Source organism: Lactobacillus sp. VURO6/B1 (VP7) (assembly GCF_058139575.1).
The window spans coordinates 41348-57083 of the sequence record NZ_JBVOWJ010000005.1 but is presented as its reverse complement, the minus strand read 5'-3'; the positions used below and the strand labels follow the sequence as shown (position 1 = coordinate 57083).

17 protein-coding genes are annotated in these 15736 nt (G+C 36.2%); 15 read left to right on the top strand and 2 right to left on the bottom strand.

The window, feature by feature from the left end; all coding sequences use genetic code 11:
* Positions 1–222: 222 nt before the first annotated feature.
* Positions 223–1215, bottom strand: coding sequence for a GMP reductase (locus tag ACZ2M0_RS03800; RefSeq protein ID WP_490058586.1), 993 nt, complete (start codon positions 1213–1215; stop codon positions 223–225).
* 195 nt (positions 1216–1410) lie between these two features.
* Here ACZ2M0_RS03800 and ACZ2M0_RS03795 point away from each other — a divergent pair, with 195 nt between their 5' ends.
* The 14 genes from ACZ2M0_RS03795 to ACZ2M0_RS03730 all read left to right on the top strand — a co-directional run bounded on the left by ACZ2M0_RS03795 (position 1411) and on the right by ACZ2M0_RS03730 (position 13736).
* Positions 1411–2700: an adenylosuccinate synthase gene (locus tag ACZ2M0_RS03795; protein WP_490058585.1), complete on the top strand. Its 1290-nt coding sequence runs from the start codon at positions 1411–1413 to the stop codon at positions 2698–2700.
* Between the two features lie 3 nt (positions 2701–2703).
* Complete coding sequence (purB, locus tag ACZ2M0_RS03790; protein WP_223902353.1) at positions 2704–3999, top strand: adenylosuccinate lyase; 1296 nt, start codon at positions 2704–2706, stop codon at positions 3997–3999.
* A gap of 55 nt (positions 4000–4054) precedes the next feature.
* Positions 4055–4258 (top strand): FMN-binding protein, encoded by a 204-nt coding sequence (locus ACZ2M0_RS03785; RefSeq protein WP_490058635.1) that lies wholly within the window; start codon positions 4055–4057, stop codon positions 4256–4258.
* A gap of 232 nt (positions 4259–4490) precedes the next feature.
* Positions 4491–5144, top strand: coding sequence for a deoxyribose-phosphate aldolase (deoC, locus tag ACZ2M0_RS03780; RefSeq protein ID WP_490058584.1), 654 nt, complete (start codon positions 4491–4493; stop codon positions 5142–5144).
* Positions 5145–5340: 196 nt separating this feature from the next.
* Positions 5341–7419, top strand: a complete 2079-nt coding sequence (locus tag ACZ2M0_RS03775; protein ID WP_490058583.1) for a BglG family transcription antiterminator — start codon at positions 5341–5343, stop codon at positions 7417–7419.
* 21 nt (positions 7420–7440) lie between these two features.
* Complete coding sequence (locus tag ACZ2M0_RS03770; RefSeq protein ID WP_034980994.1) at positions 7441–7746, top strand: PTS sugar transporter subunit IIB; 306 nt, start codon at positions 7441–7443, stop codon at positions 7744–7746.
* A gap of 23 nt (positions 7747–7769) precedes the next feature.
* The gene (locus ACZ2M0_RS03765; RefSeq protein ID WP_294760929.1) at positions 7770–9101 is read left to right on the top strand and encodes a PTS sugar transporter subunit IIC; all 1332 of its coding nucleotides are present in this window, start codon (positions 7770–7772) and stop codon (positions 9099–9101) included.
* A gap of 21 nt (positions 9102–9122) precedes the next feature.
* The gene (locus ACZ2M0_RS03760) at positions 9123–9560 is read left to right on the top strand and encodes a tetratricopeptide repeat protein (protein ID WP_490058582.1); all 438 of its coding nucleotides are present in this window, start codon (positions 9123–9125) and stop codon (positions 9558–9560) included.
* A gap of 44 nt (positions 9561–9604) precedes the next feature.
* Positions 9605–10447, top strand: coding sequence for a class II fructose-bisphosphate aldolase (locus tag ACZ2M0_RS03755; RefSeq protein WP_338207280.1), 843 nt, complete (start codon positions 9605–9607; stop codon positions 10445–10447).
* Positions 10448–10452: 5 nt separating this feature from the next.
* Positions 10453–11061, top strand: coding sequence for a P-loop nucleotide/nucleoside kinase family protein (locus ACZ2M0_RS03750; protein ID WP_490058581.1), 609 nt, complete (start codon positions 10453–10455; stop codon positions 11059–11061).
* Positions 11062–11297: 236 nt separating this feature from the next.
* Positions 11298–11759: a LytTR family DNA-binding domain-containing protein gene (locus tag ACZ2M0_RS03745; protein WP_490058580.1), complete on the top strand. Its 462-nt coding sequence runs from the start codon at positions 11298–11300 to the stop codon at positions 11757–11759.
* Entirely contained in the window at positions 11759–12520 is a 762-nt protein-coding gene (locus ACZ2M0_RS03740; RefSeq protein ID WP_490058579.1) for a LiaF transmembrane domain-containing protein, read from the top strand. Before ACZ2M0_RS03745 ends, ACZ2M0_RS03740 begins: the two co-directional genes overlap by 1 nt.
* A 15-nt stretch (positions 12521–12535) precedes the next feature.
* Positions 12536–12871: a hypothetical protein gene (locus ACZ2M0_RS03735; protein WP_490058578.1), complete on the top strand. Its 336-nt coding sequence runs from the start codon at positions 12536–12538 to the stop codon at positions 12869–12871.
* 25 nt (positions 12872–12896) lie between these two features.
* Positions 12897–13736: a hypothetical protein gene (locus tag ACZ2M0_RS03730; protein ID WP_490058577.1), complete on the top strand. Its 840-nt coding sequence runs from the start codon at positions 12897–12899 to the stop codon at positions 13734–13736.
* A 94-nt stretch (positions 13737–13830) separates the two neighbouring features.
* On the opposite strand, the gene ACZ2M0_RS03725 is transcribed toward ACZ2M0_RS03730, so the two are convergent.
* Positions 13831–14562 carry a LysR family transcriptional regulator gene (locus ACZ2M0_RS03725; protein ID WP_490058576.1) on the bottom strand — a complete coding sequence of 244 codons (732 nt, stop codon included), beginning with the start codon at positions 14560–14562 and terminating at the stop codon, positions 13831–13833.
* A 104-nt stretch (positions 14563–14666) separates the two neighbouring features.
* On the opposite strand from ACZ2M0_RS03725, the gene gap reads away from it, so the two are divergent.
* A complete protein-coding gene (gene gap / locus ACZ2M0_RS03720) occupies positions 14667–15686 on the top strand; it encodes a type I glyceraldehyde-3-phosphate dehydrogenase (RefSeq protein WP_109586868.1) in 1020 nt (339 codons plus the stop codon).
* Positions 15687–15736 lie beyond the last annotated feature (50 nt).

Genomic DNA, 15736 nt, shown 5'->3' with positions numbered 1-15736 from the left:
ACACTTTAAAGTTGATAAAAAAACATAAATAAAGAAATATAAGTCACATAATTGAAAATATATAAGATCTGCTTTCAGATTTAGGCGAGGCAAAACAGCCTTTGATTAAGAACACAAAAAATCCCAGCTCTGACTACCTAACAGAACTGGGATAACATTATTTTAACGAAAAATGCAACCTACTACCATATTTAAAAATTTAGGGATAAGAAAACAACTTGCTTATTTGTCGCCATTCATGATTGTGTTTTTAACAATCACATAATCAACTAATTTAATTGAACTAAGATCTCTGCCCCCGGCATATGAAATTGAGGATTGCAAATCTTCCTGCATTTCTCTTAAAGTATCGGCAATGTGGCCACGGTAGGGAACGAGCATTTGTTTACCTTCAACATTGCGATAGGCACCTTTTTGGACTTCAGAAGCTGATCCCCAATATTGCTTATAGGTTTTACCGTTAATTTTGATTACATTACCAGGTGATTCTTCATGTCCTGCAAGCATTGAACCAATCATAACCATTGTAGCACCAAACCGAACTGACTTTGCTATATCGCCGTTATAACGGATACCGCCATCAGCAATCAGCGGTTTGCTAGCTACTTTACTGCACATTCTTAGCGCAGCGAGTTGCCAGCCACCAGTGCCAAAACCGGTTTTAAGCTTGGTAATACAAGCGCGGCCAGGACCAACACCAACTTTTGTGGCATCTGCTCCTGCACCTTCTAATTCACGCACTGCTTCCGGGGTCGCAATATTGCCTGCTGTTAAAAAAGTGTCAGGCAATTTTTCTTTAATATACTTAATCATATCAATGACATAGATAGAATGACCGTGAGCTACATCAATTGTGATATATTCAGGTTTGACGTTTTCTTCCACTAGTTGGTCAATAAAATCATATTCGCCTTTTTTAATGCCAACAGATATAGAGGCAAATAAGCCTTTTTCATGCATCATTTTGATAAAAGCGAAACGCTTTTCAGGTTGAAAGCGGTGCATGACATAGTAGTAGCCGTTTTGGGCCAGCCAAACCGCCAAGTCATCGTTAATTACGCTTTCCATGTTGGCAGGTACGACTGGTATTTTAAATGTTCGGTTTCCGAACTTAACACTGGTATCTGCATCATGACGGCTCTTAATGATCCCTTTATTCGGCACAAGCTGGATATCATCATAATCAAAGGCTTCCATACTGAAATAATTGCTCATAAATAAATCGGCTCCTAAATAAAATCTCTTTACAAACGAAGTAACTATAATCAATAAAAGTTTTTTTGTCAACATAAAAATCGAACTATCAAAAATGTACCAGCTATAATAATTCGTATTTAAATTTGACTAAAGAATGGTAAATTGCTAGACTATTTACGTGATATTTGTAGAAATTTAATGAGGTGAATAAATATGACAGCAGTTGCAGTCGTTGGTAGCCAATGGGGCGACGAAGGAAAGGGCAAAATTACTGATTTTTTGAGTAATGAAGCTGCTTATACTGTTCGTTCAAATGGTGGTAATAATGCTGGCCATACTATTGAAATAAATGGCCAAGATTTTAAGATGCGTTTAATTCCTTCAGGTATTTTTGCGTCAAAAGAAGGGGCCGTAATTGGTAATGGCGTAGTTATTAATCCTGAGGTTTTATTTAGCGAATTAGAGAATCTGGCTGAAAAGGGAATCGATACCAGTAAATTAAAAATCTCTAACCGGGCTCATATCATCATGCCATATCATATCAAGCAAGATGAATATCAAGAAGAAGCAAAAGGTGATCAAAAAATCGGTACTACTAAAAATGGTATCGGACCGGCTTATATGGATAAAGCATCCAGAATTGGTATTCGCGTTTGTGACTTACTTGAAAAAGACACTTTTGCAGCTAAATTACGCGCTAATTTAGAGCAAAAAAATGAAGTATTTACCAAAATTTATGGCAAACCGGCACTGAAATTTGAAGATATTTTTGACAAATACTTTGAATACGGTCAGAAAATGAAAAAATATGTTACTGACACTTCAGTGCTAGTTAACGATGCCCTAGATAATGATGAAAAAGTGTTATTTGAAGGGGCACAAGGAATTATGCTTGATATAGATGAAGGAACATATCCATTTGTTACCTCATCAAATACCATTTCCGGTGGCATTGCCAGTGGCATGGGGGTAGGTGCTAATCGGTTAAAAACTGTCATTGGTGTCTGCAAAGCTTATACGACCCGTGTTGGTGCCGGACCTTTCCCAACTGAGTTATTAGATGAAACTGGTAACCGTATTCGTGAAACTGCTCATGAATATGGGACAGTTACCGGTCGTCCTAGGCGCGTAGGTTGGTTTGATTCAGTCGCTTTACGTCACGCTAAGCGCGTTTCTGGCATTAACGGTTTAAGTCTTAACCTGCTTGATATTTTTAGCGGCTTTGACACTATTAAAATTGCAACTGCTTATGAACTTGATGGTCAAAAAATTGACTACTATCCAGCTAGTCTAAAAGAATTAGACCGCTGCCAACCTGTTTACGAAGAATTACCTGCTTGGAAGGAAGATATTACAGGTGCTAAGACTTGGTCTGATTTGCCAGAGAATGCACAGAAGTTTTTGAATCGTGTGTCAGAACTCGTGGGTATACCTCTAGTTACTGTTTCGGTAGGTCCTGACCGTGAACAAACGATTGTTTTACAAAATCCGTGGGAAATGTAATTTATGCTGGAACGTTATACTCGCCCTGAAATGGGTAAAATATGGTCTGATGAAAATAAATACGAAGCATGGCTAAAAGTAGAAATTGCTGCTACCAATGCCTGGAGTGAATTAGGCGAAGTCCCAAAAGAAGATGCTGCTAAAATTGCTCAAAATGCCAGCTTCACGCCAGAGCGGGTGGCAGAATTAGAGCAGGTAACTCATCATGACGTGGTTGCTTTTACACGAACAGTTTCTGAAAGCCTTGGACCTGAGAAAAAGTGGGTACACTTTGGGCTGACTTCGACGGATGTTGTTGATACGGCACAAGGATATATCTTAAAACAGGCAGATGCGATTATTCGTCAAGATCTGCACGAACTAAAAAAGACGATTGCTGAAAAAGCACGTAAATATAAAAATACGGTGGAAATGGGACGCACGCATGGTGTGCAAGCTGAACCCACTACTTTTGGCTTAAAACTAGCTCGCTGGTATGCGGAAATTAAGCGTGATATTGAACGCTTTGAACATGCAGCAAAAGGAGTAGAATCAGGAAAAATTTCCGGAGCCGTTGGGACTTTTGCTAACGTACCACCAGCTGTTGAAACCAGTGTCTTAAAGCAGCTAGGCTTAACTCAGCAGCCAATTACCAGCCAGGTATTGCCACGCGACTTACATGCCGAATATATTGCTACTTTGGCGTTAATAGCCACAAGTATTGAAAATTGGGCTACCGAAATTAGAAGTCTGCAACGCTCTGAAATCCACGAAGTAGAAGAGCATTTCCGTGCAGGTCAAAAAGGTTCTTCAGCAATGCCTCACAAACGTAATCCTATTGGCTCAGAAAATCTTTGTGGTATGGCACGGGTTTTACGGGGTCATATTATAACTGCTTATGAGGATGTGTCACTGTGGCATGAACGCGATATTTCCCATTCTAGTGCTGAACGTGTAATTCTACCTGATACGACAATTGGTATTGATTATATGCTTGATCGTTTTAATCGCATTTTGACTAACCTTGATGTTTTTCCAGAAACAATGCTTAAGAACATGGATAAAACTTATGGTCTGATTTATTCCCAGCGCTTATTATTAAAACTGATTGATGAGGCTGGTCTTTCTCGTGAAGATGCTTATGATATGGTTCAGAAATTAACCACAAGATCTTGGAACGAAGGAATTTCCTTTAGAAAATTAGTTGAAAGCAGTTCAATCATGGACTATCTTTCAAAAGATGATGTAAGTGACGCATTTGATTATCATTACCATTTGCGTCATGTTGATGAAATCTTTAAAAAAGTTGGTTTAGAATAAATAATTAGTAAAGCAGTTCACTTAATAGTGAGCTGCTTTTTGTCATGGAATTTAAATTGTTGATAAGCAAAAGAACCTCAAAAAAGTTGAGGTGCTGAAACAAGCTGAATCTGATGATTATGGTCAAAAGGCAATCAATGAACTACCAGCAAAGATGGTTAACGCAAATACAGTTGATGTCGATGCAGTTTCGGGCGCCTCTAATACTACTAGAGGATTGAAAGATGCTGTCAGGGATGCATTAAGCAAAATCAAATAGAGATATCATCAAGAATTTAATAAGAATTTAAAGCAGGTCATAAATTTGGTTAAAACTTATGACCTGCTTTTTGTATTATGAACTTGGGGCAAAATAAACTCATAATTAGCAAACTGAAATTTTGTTTATGAATTTACCTGAAAATTTTGAAAAAGAAAGTGCTTTTAAAAAATTTCTTAACCAATTAGGCTATATTTATAACTACGCTATTTGCGGAAAAGGAGAAAAGGTAATGGAAAAAATTAATAAATATATTGATCATACTTTATTGGAGCCAAATGCGACTCAAGAGCAAATTGACAAGGTGATAGCAGAAGCTAAAAAATATCAATTTGCGTCTGTCTGTGTAAATCCTTTTTGGGTAAAATATGTGAGTGAAAAATTACAAGGAACAAAAATTAATACTGTAACAGTGATTGGTTTTCCCCTAGGAGCAACTACTACTGAAACTAAAGTTTTTGAAGCAACACAAGCAGTCGCAAATGGTGCCGACGAATGTGATATGGTACAAAACATCGGGGCGTTTCTTTCAGAAGACTATGATATGGTGCTTAAAGATGAAAAAGCGGTTGTCGAAGCAGTACATTCAAAGGGAAAAAAGGTAAAAGTAATTCTTGAAAATTGTTTTCTTAATTCGCAGCAAATTAAAAAAGCATGCTTAATAGCAGAAAAATCTGGTGCTGACTATGTGAAAACGTCAACTGGCTTTGCAAAATCTGGAGCTAGAGTAGAAGATGTTAAGATTATGGCCGCAACCGTCGGAACTAAAATGGGCATCAAAGCAGCAGGTGGTATTCATACTAAAGCTGAAGCTCGCCAAATGATTGCTAATGGAGCTACCAGGTTAGGGGCAAGTGCAAGTCTAAAAATAATAAAAGAATCATAGATTTAGCGCAAAAATGAGTATTTAAAGAAGACACAATAATTGTTAATGCAAGGTGCCTTCTTTTTTAGTGTAGTTTTTTGCATAATTTTGTTGAAAGCAGGTAGACTATGTGTCTTCTTTTTCCAAAAAAAGTGGAAACAATAAACTCTTTTTTATATGTAAGCGGTAACGTATTATTTGAATTGAGGTGAGGAATATGAAAGACCGGCAATTACTGATAATAAATGAATTGCTTGATAAAGAAAATTTATCAATTGATGAATTAAGTCAAGCCTTGAATGTTTCTTCCAGAACTATTAGAAATGATGTGGATGATATTAATCGAACTTTAAGTGACCTTTCAATTACTGGAATTTCTAATAAGCGGGGACAACTTTATTTTTGTCTTGATTTGGACGCCAGACATTCCTTATCTCACTCTTTAAAAATTAGTTCGGATACGTTTCTTGATCCTAGAGAAAGGCAGCTTCATATCATTATCAGCTTTCTAAAAGCTCCTCACCAGGTAAAAATTTATGAAGAACAAAAGCAGCTGAATATAAGTAAAAGCACGATGGACAAGGATATGCGCCAGGTTAGAGAATTTCTTGCCAAATATTCTCTGACCTTAGATACGCAACAAGGAGCAAAAATTGAAGGTGCTGAAAGAAATATCAGAACAATGATTCAACAATTGATTGTTGAAAATATTGATATTTCCAAATTAACGGAAAAAGGCAGCTTTGAAGGAAGTGATAGTTACCAAATAGTAATTGATTATTTAAATCCAAAGATACTTAAGCAAACTAATAAAGTTGCTAAAGAGCTGATACTTGGTGGTCGTTATGAAGGAGTTTCTGCCAGAGAAGCACAAATTTCTGTTTTAATGGCCATTTGGATTAGACGTTTGCAGGAAAAACAATATCTTGATGACAGTCAGGTTTCCAATTTAGAAATTGCTAACACTAGAATTATGAACTCTGTGAACAATTTGCTGGATAAGTTAGAACTGACAGTACCGGAAAATGAAAAAAGCTATATGACTTTTATTCTTAAAACATTTTTGGGTGAAAAAGAGGTAAGAATTGACAAATGGGCTGAATCGGAACTTCTGACTTTACGGTTAATAGATTATATGAGTGATATAGAAAAAATTAATTACCGTGATTCTGAACAACTTTATGAACAGCTTAACTCACATATTTCAGCATTTTTGCAAAGGCAGGAAAATCATATTGAAGTATTTAATCCGTTAACTGAAGTTCTTAAGAACAGCTATGCAACTATTTATCAAGATATCTCAGCTTTTTTTAAAAGCAGATACAGTAAAAACGTTTCAGCAGGAGAGAAAGCTTTCATAACGGTTTACTTTAGTACTTATTACGAAGAAAGCGTCAAAGAAAACAACTTTTACAGAATTGCGGTTCTTTGTAATTATGGCGAAGCTACCGGTCAGCTATTAGCTGCCAATATTTCTAGAAACATGAATGTCGAAGTTGTGGCAGTTTTAGGATTACAAGATATAAATTCTTTAAGAAAGCTAAACATAGATTTTGTTGTTAAGACAATTAATGAATCAACAGGAATGGTTCCCAGTTTTAAAATGCCTCCTGTTCCCAGGAAGCAAGACTATCAAGAGTTAAAGAAATTTATTGCCAAAGCAGATATTAAAAAACATATGCTGTCTTTAAAGCAAAGTCCTTCAGTTAAGAAAAATTTGCTTAAAGACACCATTTCGCTAATTGAATCAGAAACCAGAAAAAATGTTTCAGCCCGCTTAGTGGACAAATTAATTGAAATTTTTTCTGAACATCATATTGAAATAAAAGAGAGGGAGGTGAGGCCAATGCTTCAAGATTTGTTAACTGATGACAAAATCCAAATACACATAACGGCTAATAATTGGTGTGAAGCAATTGAAAAAACCAGCCAACCGCTAATAAAAAATAAATCAATTAATGATGATTATGTTGTCGCAATGGAAGAATCAGTTAAAAAATTCGGACCTTATATTGTCATAGGTCCTGGAATTGCTTTGGCCCATGCAAGACCGGAGGACGGGGTTGCAAAATTGGATGTCAGTGTAGCATCACTGGCTGAACCAATAGAATTCGGCAACAAGGCAAATGATCCAGTAAAAATCATTTTTGTTTTGTCTGCAATTGACAGCTATTCACATTTAAATGTTTTAAAAGCAATTGTGGATTTAATAAATAAGCCAAATAAGATTGAAGAACTTTTTAATACGGGCGATAAGGAAAGTTTTAAAAAGACCTTGTTTGGCGTAGAAAAATAATAGAGTTAGGAGTGTAAAAATATGGCAAAAGTACCTACAGTGTTCTTTATTTGCGGCAATGGCTTGGGCTCAAGCTTAGCTTGTCAGATGGAAGCAGATGATGTTTTTAGTGAAGCCGGTATCGAAGTTAATTCAGATCATGATTCGATTTCAGATGCACCTTCACTCAATGCCGATGTTATTGTTTCAGCAAGCAATTTTGAATCTCAATTTGCCAATATGCAAATTGATCCCAAAACCAAATTTGTCTATTTAGACAACATCGTTGATAAAGACGAAATTAAAGAAAAAGTTTTACCAGTTGTGAAACAAATTGCAGATAGTTAAGTTTATAAAAAGGAGTGAGAGAAATGGTCGTTATTCAATGGATAATTAACAATATCCTTACTCAGGCAGCAATTTTAATTTCATTAATTGCGATGCTGGGATTAATATTACAGGGTAAAAAAATAGGAGCGGTCATCAGTGGTACGCTTAAAACTTTGCTTGGGTTTGAAGTTTTATCCGCTGGTTCCACAATTATTCAACAAAGTTTGGCTTATTTTGCAGTAATTTTTCAGCATGGTTTTCACACAAAAGGTATTGTACCTAGTATTGAAGCTATTAATGGTCAGGCAATGAACAAGTTGGGTTTAGGTAATAGTATTGCCTTAACTCTTTTAGGTATTTTCATTGTGAACATTATCATAGCCAGATTTACTAAATGGAAGTATGTCTTTTTAACCGGACAAGCTTTATTATGGATGGCAACTATGACTGTTATTGGTGGTCACTTTGCCGGCTTAAAAGGTTTTCCGTTAATTTTAATGGGTAGTATTATAGGTGGTATTTTTGCCATTGCAATGCCGGCATTAGCGCAACCGATTGTTCGTAAAATTACTGGTAGCAATGCAATTGCCCTTGGTCACTTTTGTACAATTGGATATTTGGTTGAGGCAGGCGTGGCCTGGCTAGTCAGAGACCGCAAAGTTGATCAACATGTAACTAACATTAAGGAAAGAACAGATTCTTGGGAACACGTTAAGCTTCCTAAGAGTATGTCATTTTTACAGGATAATTCCCTTTCTATTATGGTAGTAATGGTTCCTTTATACATTATTACTGCTGCTTTTGCTGGTCCTTACTGGTCTATTAAAGCTGCCGGGGGAGCTGCGGGAGGCGTAAACTACATTATTTATGCCTTTTTACAAGCTATTCAATTTACAGTTGGTGTTTATGTAATGCTTTCAGGGGTTCGTTTGATGTTAGGTGAAATTGTTCCTGCCTTTCGTGGTATTGCTATGAAGGTAGTTCCTAATTCAGTACCTGCTCTCGACTGTCCAGTTTTATTCCCATATTCACCAAATGCAGTCATTATTGGTTTCGTAACGACAACTATTGGAACAGTTATTGGCATGTTCCTATCCCCGTTAGTAGGACTAGCAGTAATCTTGCCAGGCATGACTACTAATTTCTTTGCGGGCGGTACTGCAGGGATCTTTGGTAATGCAATTGGCGGCAAACGTGGTGCCATCATTGGTGGTATTGCACACGGTTTGTTTATTACCTTGCTTCCAGCACTTTTAGTTGGCGCATTATCATCAGTTGGCTTTGTAAACGCCACAGCTACAGATGTTGATACCATTACCGCTGCTTTATTATATCTGTGGGTTATTGCACCGGCCTTTCATGCCTTTGGCTAAGTACTTTGGAGGTGTTTAATAATGTCGTTTTGGTCGAAAATTTTTAAATCAAATGCAACGGAAAATAATTCGGCTGCGGATAAAGAAACTAATAAAACAAGTAGCCAGTTAACAGAAGATGAAAAGCAACAAATCAAGAGTCAAATCAAAGACTTAACTGAACAACTTAATGACAATGACTCAGAGTCAGTAGCAAGCAATAAACAAAAAGCTACTGTTTTAACCCAGTTAGGGCAGAACCATCAAAAGCTGGGTAATGTTGATGATGCTATTGATGCTTATGAAAAAAGCTTGAAACTCAACGAGGATTTTGGTCCGGCTTTTGACGGTTTGCTTAAGCTTTATGATATCAAACGCCAAAAAGCTGCTTATGCTAAAAATAATGATGAAATACAAAAATGGCTCAACAAGGGTGACGAATTAACAGCATTATCTAAAAAAATAATGCGTTCTAAATAAATTTCCAGATTATATAGTTGAGATTAACAATTAAAGGAGAAAAAATGGCTTATAAAACGTTAAAAGAAGTACTAAAAGAAGCAGAAGAAATGGATTTCACAGTCGGTGCGTTTAATGCTCATAACTTAGAAATGGTTCCGGCTATGATTGAGGCTGCGCACGAAGAAGGTGCTCCTATTATTATTCAAACTTCTGTTGGTACGGCTGATACGGAGGGGATGAGAAACTTTGTAGCTGTTTGCAAAAGCATGGCAGAACACGAAGCGGTGGATGTTGTGCTCCACTTAGATCATGCCCGTGATATTAAAGACATTGAAAGAGCAATTGCAGCCGGATACAGTTCGGTCATGTTTGATGGGTCATTACTTTCATTTAAGGAAAACATTGCCAAAACTAAGCGAGTTGTAGAATATGCCCATAAACGCGGTGTCTCAGTTGAGGGTGAAATTGGAACAATCGGTGGAACTGAAGAAGGATTTACGGTTAAAGAAGGAAACTATACTCGCCCTGAAGATGCTGTCAAATTCTTGCAAGAATGTGACGTTGATGCCTTAGCTGTGGGCGTTGGTACACATCACGGCCAATTTCAATCTAAAACCGAGTTGAACTTTCCACTTATTGAAGAATTGCATAGTAAACTGGATAAGCCAATGGTTATCCATGGTGGAACCGGAGTTAACGAGGAAGATTACCATAGACTAACCGAAAATGGTATTCGCAAATTTAACGTCGGTACTGAACTATTAGTTTCATGGACTAAGAAAGCAAAAGAGATGTTTGACAAAACCGAAGTTAATGAATCTCTGAGAAATAACATTATTCCATGTAACGAAAGCGTTCATAATATTATTAAACATAAAATTGAATTATTCATGAATAAAGGGTGATCTCGTTGAAAAAAACGATGTTGCTTTTAGCTGGTTGTCCTGGTACCGGTAAATCTTATTTGGCAAAACTGATATGCAAGGCCATTCCTGATTATTTTAATGAGGTTTCTATAGATCTGTTTAAAGAGCAGCTTTATGAAAGTAAAGGCTTTGATAATCCGTCTGAAAAAACAGAGTTAGATAATCAAGCGTACAATATGTTTTACCAAAATGTCGCAAACTTTATGCAAAAAGGTCAATCAATTATTTCTGATTACCCTTTTTCCTATCGCCAGCACGATATCTTAGAAAAATTAGCTAACAAGTATCATTTTCAAATAATTACAATTACGCTGACTTGTGATTCAGATATTTTATATGAAAGACAAAGAAAACGTGATTTGGATCCTGATCGTCCTTTAGGATTCATAATGAACCATTATCATAAAGGTGATACTTTAACCGACAGGACAAAAATGGATATCCAAAAAACAAAACAGGAATTTGAGAGTTTTAATAAAAAAAGGGGATATTCAACTTTTACATTAGGTAAAACAATTTTTCTTAATGTTTCTGATTTTAGTAAAGTTGATTATGACGGTACAATTGTTAGGCTAAAAAGCTGGGTCAACTAGGTACAAATTTACTTCTTAATATTTTGTTCAATATTCATTTAAAAACAATATTTTAGCCGTATCTCGTATTAAAGCGAATTACGGCTTTTTAAGTGCTCTTGAATTTTTTGTTTCTTCTGAATCAAAAAAATATGCCACTTGGTTTCTTATAATTGCCACTTAGTCAAAAGTGCTAGATTTTACATTAAAATAAGCGTTTAATTAAATCATCAAGTGATGAAGGGCAGGTGAGAAGCGTGAAAATAAAAATAGAACTGAATCCGGATATGGAAGATGACGATACCAGTGTAACAATTCATGCTAAAGCTGTGACGCCAGAAGTTGAACAGATATACCGACAGTTGCAAGGTATCAGTGAACATCCTGACCAAATAGAAGGCAAAAAAGATAATGTATCCTATTACTTGAGCATGAATGAGATTTTATTTTTTGAAACAGAAGATAAACAGGTGATTGCACATACTGCCAAGGATGCCTTTACCGTAGACTACAAACTCTATGAACTAGAAAATTTGTTAAATAATCAGTTCATGCGGGTATCTAAGTCAACAATTTTAAATTTAAATCAAATTTATGCGTTAACACGTTCGATTTCTAACTGTAAGATTAATTTTCGCGATTCTTATAAAACTGTCTATGTTTCACGTCACTACTATCACAATTTGAATGATAGGTTAAACGAGAGAAGGTCATCATAATGAGAAAAAATAAAATTAGAGAAATTTTTTGGGGCATTGCTCTAGTAGCAGCTGCCGTATTCTTAGTCCTTAATCAGCTGCATCTGCTTTCATTTCATTTAAAAGTAAGCATGATTATTTGGACTATCATATTCGGAGCAGCACTGATCGAAAGCGTGGCTAATAAAAGTTTGTTTGGTACAACTTTTTCCATTGCCTTTTTATTAATTGTTTACGCTGAACCCTTGCATATTACCAAAATTGTACCATGGACGGTCTTAGTGGCGGCGTTATTAATTTATTTAGGTTTAACGCTGATTTTTAAGAGAAGCTGGTTTCCCAGGATAGTCTATTTTAACCAAAAAAAAGACGGCAAATGGAAGAACTTTAGCAATAATCGTTCAAGAATTGATAATAACGTATTCAGTAGCGGTACTGGAAATGTTGATGGAGAAGATATAGTAATCAATCAGCGCTTGTCATCAGTTTCGCGCTACGTTCATTCACAAAATTTACGCAGTATAACAATTAATTCTTCTTTGGGTGAAGTAGAAGTCTACCTTGATCAGGCTAAAGCTGCAGGCGATGTAGTGACTGTTGACATTAGTGGCACTATGGGTGAGATTGAAATTTACGTGCCAACTTCATGGAGAGTCAATAGTGATAACTTAGACTTAGCTCTGGGAGAATTAGATATTAATGACGAATCTACCGGTGACGGTCCTACATTAATGCTAACTGGGCATTTCAGCATGGGTGATGTGGAAGTTAATTATATTTAACTTGGAGAAAATAAAATGGTTAATTTAAAACAATTACATGATTATGTCAAAGAAAATTATGAAGCCGGAAACTATAAAGATGCCGAAAAAGCGTATAAAAAATGGCATGATACCCATGATTATACCTATCATGCAGCAAAAACTGCTGTGAAAAAGAGTTCTCTCAGTGATTATCAAATGGGTTATGAACAAGCCAAAAAGGACTATGCAGAGAGTCATTCTTTCAAGGCTTTTCCTAAAAAAGGTGTTAACTTAGTTAATCGTGTTACCCAGAATAAAGCAATTGAAATAGAACGCTACATTGACGGCTACAATGATGCCAAAGCCAAAATTTTACGGGCGAAAAAATAATAGCCCATAAAGGAGATTATTAATTATGTATGGCTCATTATTAGCCAATGTAAGTCCAGATAGAAAAATTAAGGAAGCTGTAGAACAATTTCCTCAACATACACAAGCCTATTATCTCGAAAATAAGCCAGTCGGGTTAATGACCTGTTGGCAAAATGCTTTTCACCCTTATTCCTTAAATTTTGCGGGCTATCTTGCACCTAGATTAACCAGCGGTGAACAAATGCAGGTTTATGAGCAAATATTGACGGATTTAACGGCAAAAGCCCAAAAAAATCACCAAAACGCATTAATTACTTATGATTATGCACCGCAGTTACTCTTTAATGCTATTGGTCAAAAAAATGGTTTTAAATTAATCAGAACTACTGTAGAACCCCAGATGCCCTTGAAAAGGGCACTGAAAAATATTCTGATAGATACTGATTTGCAGATGGTCACTCTACATGAAATAAAAAAAGATTCTGTAATGATGAATAAGCTGGCACAAGTGAGTTTCTCTGATTATCAAAAAAATCATTTAGCAAATCCGGTTGCAAAGATACCTCTTAGTGAGTGGAGCAAAACCATTTTCACTGATCAACTTGAACACGCTCCCTTAGCACTAATTGCTGCTGGACAAATTAAGGCTTATTGCTTTTCTTTTGAGGATGCCCCTCAAGAATTGACTTTAGGATGGATGGGTGCTGTTAAGCCTAATTTATTAGACCAATTGCAACAGCAATTGCTAAATTGGGCACAAGCAAAGTATCAAACTTTAAGTGGTGAATTTGATTCTACAGACCCATTAGCAACGCGGACTTACAGAAAGTATGCGTTTAATCTGTGTCCAGTTTATGAAACGTATTTAAAAAAATTAGATTAGAAATTTAAAAAGGCGCCTTTATGCAAATTGATATAACCCCCAAATTTGTCCTAATTTTAGGGTTCACATCAAATAATGACGTCTTTTTACTTGTCTATAATTGATAGCGGTAAAAATAATAGGGGATATTCCAACTTTGCGAATTAGCTGCAACTAAATCATCATTCATTAAGTATTTAGGCAATAATGCAGTTGCCTGACCTTTTTTGACTAGCTCTAAAATCATTTCTAGTGAATCAATTTCAGTGACGCTGTTTTTATTCTGCGTTAATTTGAGAGTCAAGTTACGAAACGGACAATTTATGTCTGCGTTTATGGCAACCGGTACTCTTTTATTTTCCTGCTTTTTGCCTTTTAAAAAACAGGCTTGTAAATGACTTTTCTTGATTAACGAATATTGGGGTAAAGTGATCGGAGTAAAGGCCCAGACCATGTCATAGGGATGCTTAGTCAATAATTCTTGAATTTCATTAGTACTTTTAATGATGACTTCATAATGATCAACTGCAAACTGTTTCTTTTGGGTAATAATATAGCCAAAAAGCAATTCGGAGATTAAAACTTTTGGTTTGTTACTGGTTAAAGCGTCTTTTAAATTTTGATAGTTTTGTAGTGCCTTAGTCGCAAAATAATACATTTTTTGTCCATTTTTAGTTGGTCTGACTCCTAAATTAGAACGCACAAAAAGCGGAGTTCTCATTTCTCGCTCCAATGCTTTGAGCCTGGCCGTAATATTGGACTGAGTGTAGCCCAATTTCAGTGCCGCTTTATTAAGCGATCTAGTTTCATAAATTGTTTGGTAAATATATAAATCGTTAAAATTCATAATACTCCATATCATTAAAAGTGATAACCCTATTATAATCTCGGATTATGCAAGGTGAATTAATTTTAATATACTAATTTTGTAATCTAAAGGGGGAACTTATTATGACTACAAAAATTGGTATTAATGGTTTTGGTCGTATTGGTCGGCTCGCTTTACGGCGAATTTATGAAGTGGCCAGTAACGACATTGAAATTGTCGCAATCAACGACTTAACCTCACCAGCTATGTTAGCACATTTATTAAAATATGATACTGCGCATGGTCAATTTAATCATGAAGTAACTGCTACAACTAATAGTATTGTAATTGATGGTAAAAATATTCCGGTTTATGCGGAAAAAGATGCTAGTCAAATTCCGTGGGTTAAAAACGACGGGGTTAAAATAGTACTTGAATGTACCGGATTTTACACTTCAACTGCAAAATCACAGGCTCACCTTGATGCCGGTGTTAAAAGAGTATTAATTTCTGCTCCTGCAGGCAATATGAAAACAATTGTTTATAGCGTAAATGATGATCAATTAACTGACTCTGATCAAATTATTTCCGCAGGCTCATGTACCACCAATTGCTTGGCACCACTAGCTCAGGCAATGAACGATGAATTTGGCATTCAGGTGGGAATTATGTCTACAACGCATGCCTACACAGCTTCACAGATGTTACAGGATGGCCCTGATCGTGGTGGCAACGTCCGTAATGCTCGTGCCGCTGTCGCTAATGTTATTCCGCATTCAACCGGGGCAGCTAAAGCTATTGGCCTAGTTATACCTGAATTGGATGGCAAACTTACGGGTATTGCACAAAGAGTTCCGGTTATTTCTGGTTCAATTACTGAACTAGCCGCTATTTTGGGAGAGAAAGTTACGGCTGAAGAATTTAACGCTAGAATTAAAAAGCATACCGAAGGCAATGCCTCTTTTGGCTATAATGACGATCAAATTGTGTCATCAGATATTATTGGCACTGAATTTGGTTCGGTATTTGATCCAACTCTGACTCAGGTTGAAACTGGTGATAATGGTGCACAATTAGTTAAAGGCTACGCCTGGTATGATAATGAGTCCGGCTTTGTAGCCCAAATGATTAGAACACTGCAAAAGATTGCCCAACTTGATTAATTTCAAAATTTTACTGCTATTTTAATAAATTAAAAACTGTATATCATCAA

Coding starts and splice junctions, on each gene's coding strand:
- ACZ2M0_RS03800 (WP_490058586.1), bottom strand. CDS start 1,215: ATGAGCAATTATTTCAGTATGGAAGCCTTTGATTATGATGATATCCAG.
- ACZ2M0_RS03795 (WP_490058585.1), top strand. CDS start 1,411: ATGACAGCAGTTGCAGTCGTTGGTAGCCAATGGGGCGACGAAGGAAAG.
- purB (WP_223902353.1), top strand. CDS start 2,704: ATGCTGGAACGTTATACTCGCCCTGAAATGGGTAAAATATGGTCTGAT.
- deoC (WP_490058584.1), top strand. CDS start 4,491: ATGGAAAAAATTAATAAATATATTGATCATACTTTATTGGAGCCAAAT.
- ACZ2M0_RS03775 (WP_490058583.1), top strand. CDS start 5,341: ATGAAAGACCGGCAATTACTGATAATAAATGAATTGCTTGATAAAGAA.
- ACZ2M0_RS03770 (WP_034980994.1), top strand. CDS start 7,441: ATGGCAAAAGTACCTACAGTGTTCTTTATTTGCGGCAATGGCTTGGGC.
- ACZ2M0_RS03765 (WP_294760929.1), top strand. CDS start 7,770: ATGGTCGTTATTCAATGGATAATTAACAATATCCTTACTCAGGCAGCA.
- ACZ2M0_RS03760 (WP_490058582.1), top strand. CDS start 9,123: ATGTCGTTTTGGTCGAAAATTTTTAAATCAAATGCAACGGAAAATAAT.
- ACZ2M0_RS03755 (WP_338207280.1), top strand. CDS start 9,605: ATGGCTTATAAAACGTTAAAAGAAGTACTAAAAGAAGCAGAAGAAATG.
- ACZ2M0_RS03740 (WP_490058579.1), top strand. CDS start 11,759: ATGAGAAAAAATAAAATTAGAGAAATTTTTTGGGGCATTGCTCTAGTA.
- ACZ2M0_RS03735 (WP_490058578.1), top strand. CDS start 12,536: ATGGTTAATTTAAAACAATTACATGATTATGTCAAAGAAAATTATGAA.
- ACZ2M0_RS03730 (WP_490058577.1), top strand. CDS start 12,897: ATGTATGGCTCATTATTAGCCAATGTAAGTCCAGATAGAAAAATTAAG.
- ACZ2M0_RS03725 (WP_490058576.1), bottom strand. CDS start 14,562: ATGAATTTTAACGATTTATATATTTACCAAACAATTTATGAAACTAGA.
- gap (WP_109586868.1), top strand. CDS start 14,667: ATGACTACAAAAATTGGTATTAATGGTTTTGGTCGTATTGGTCGGCTC.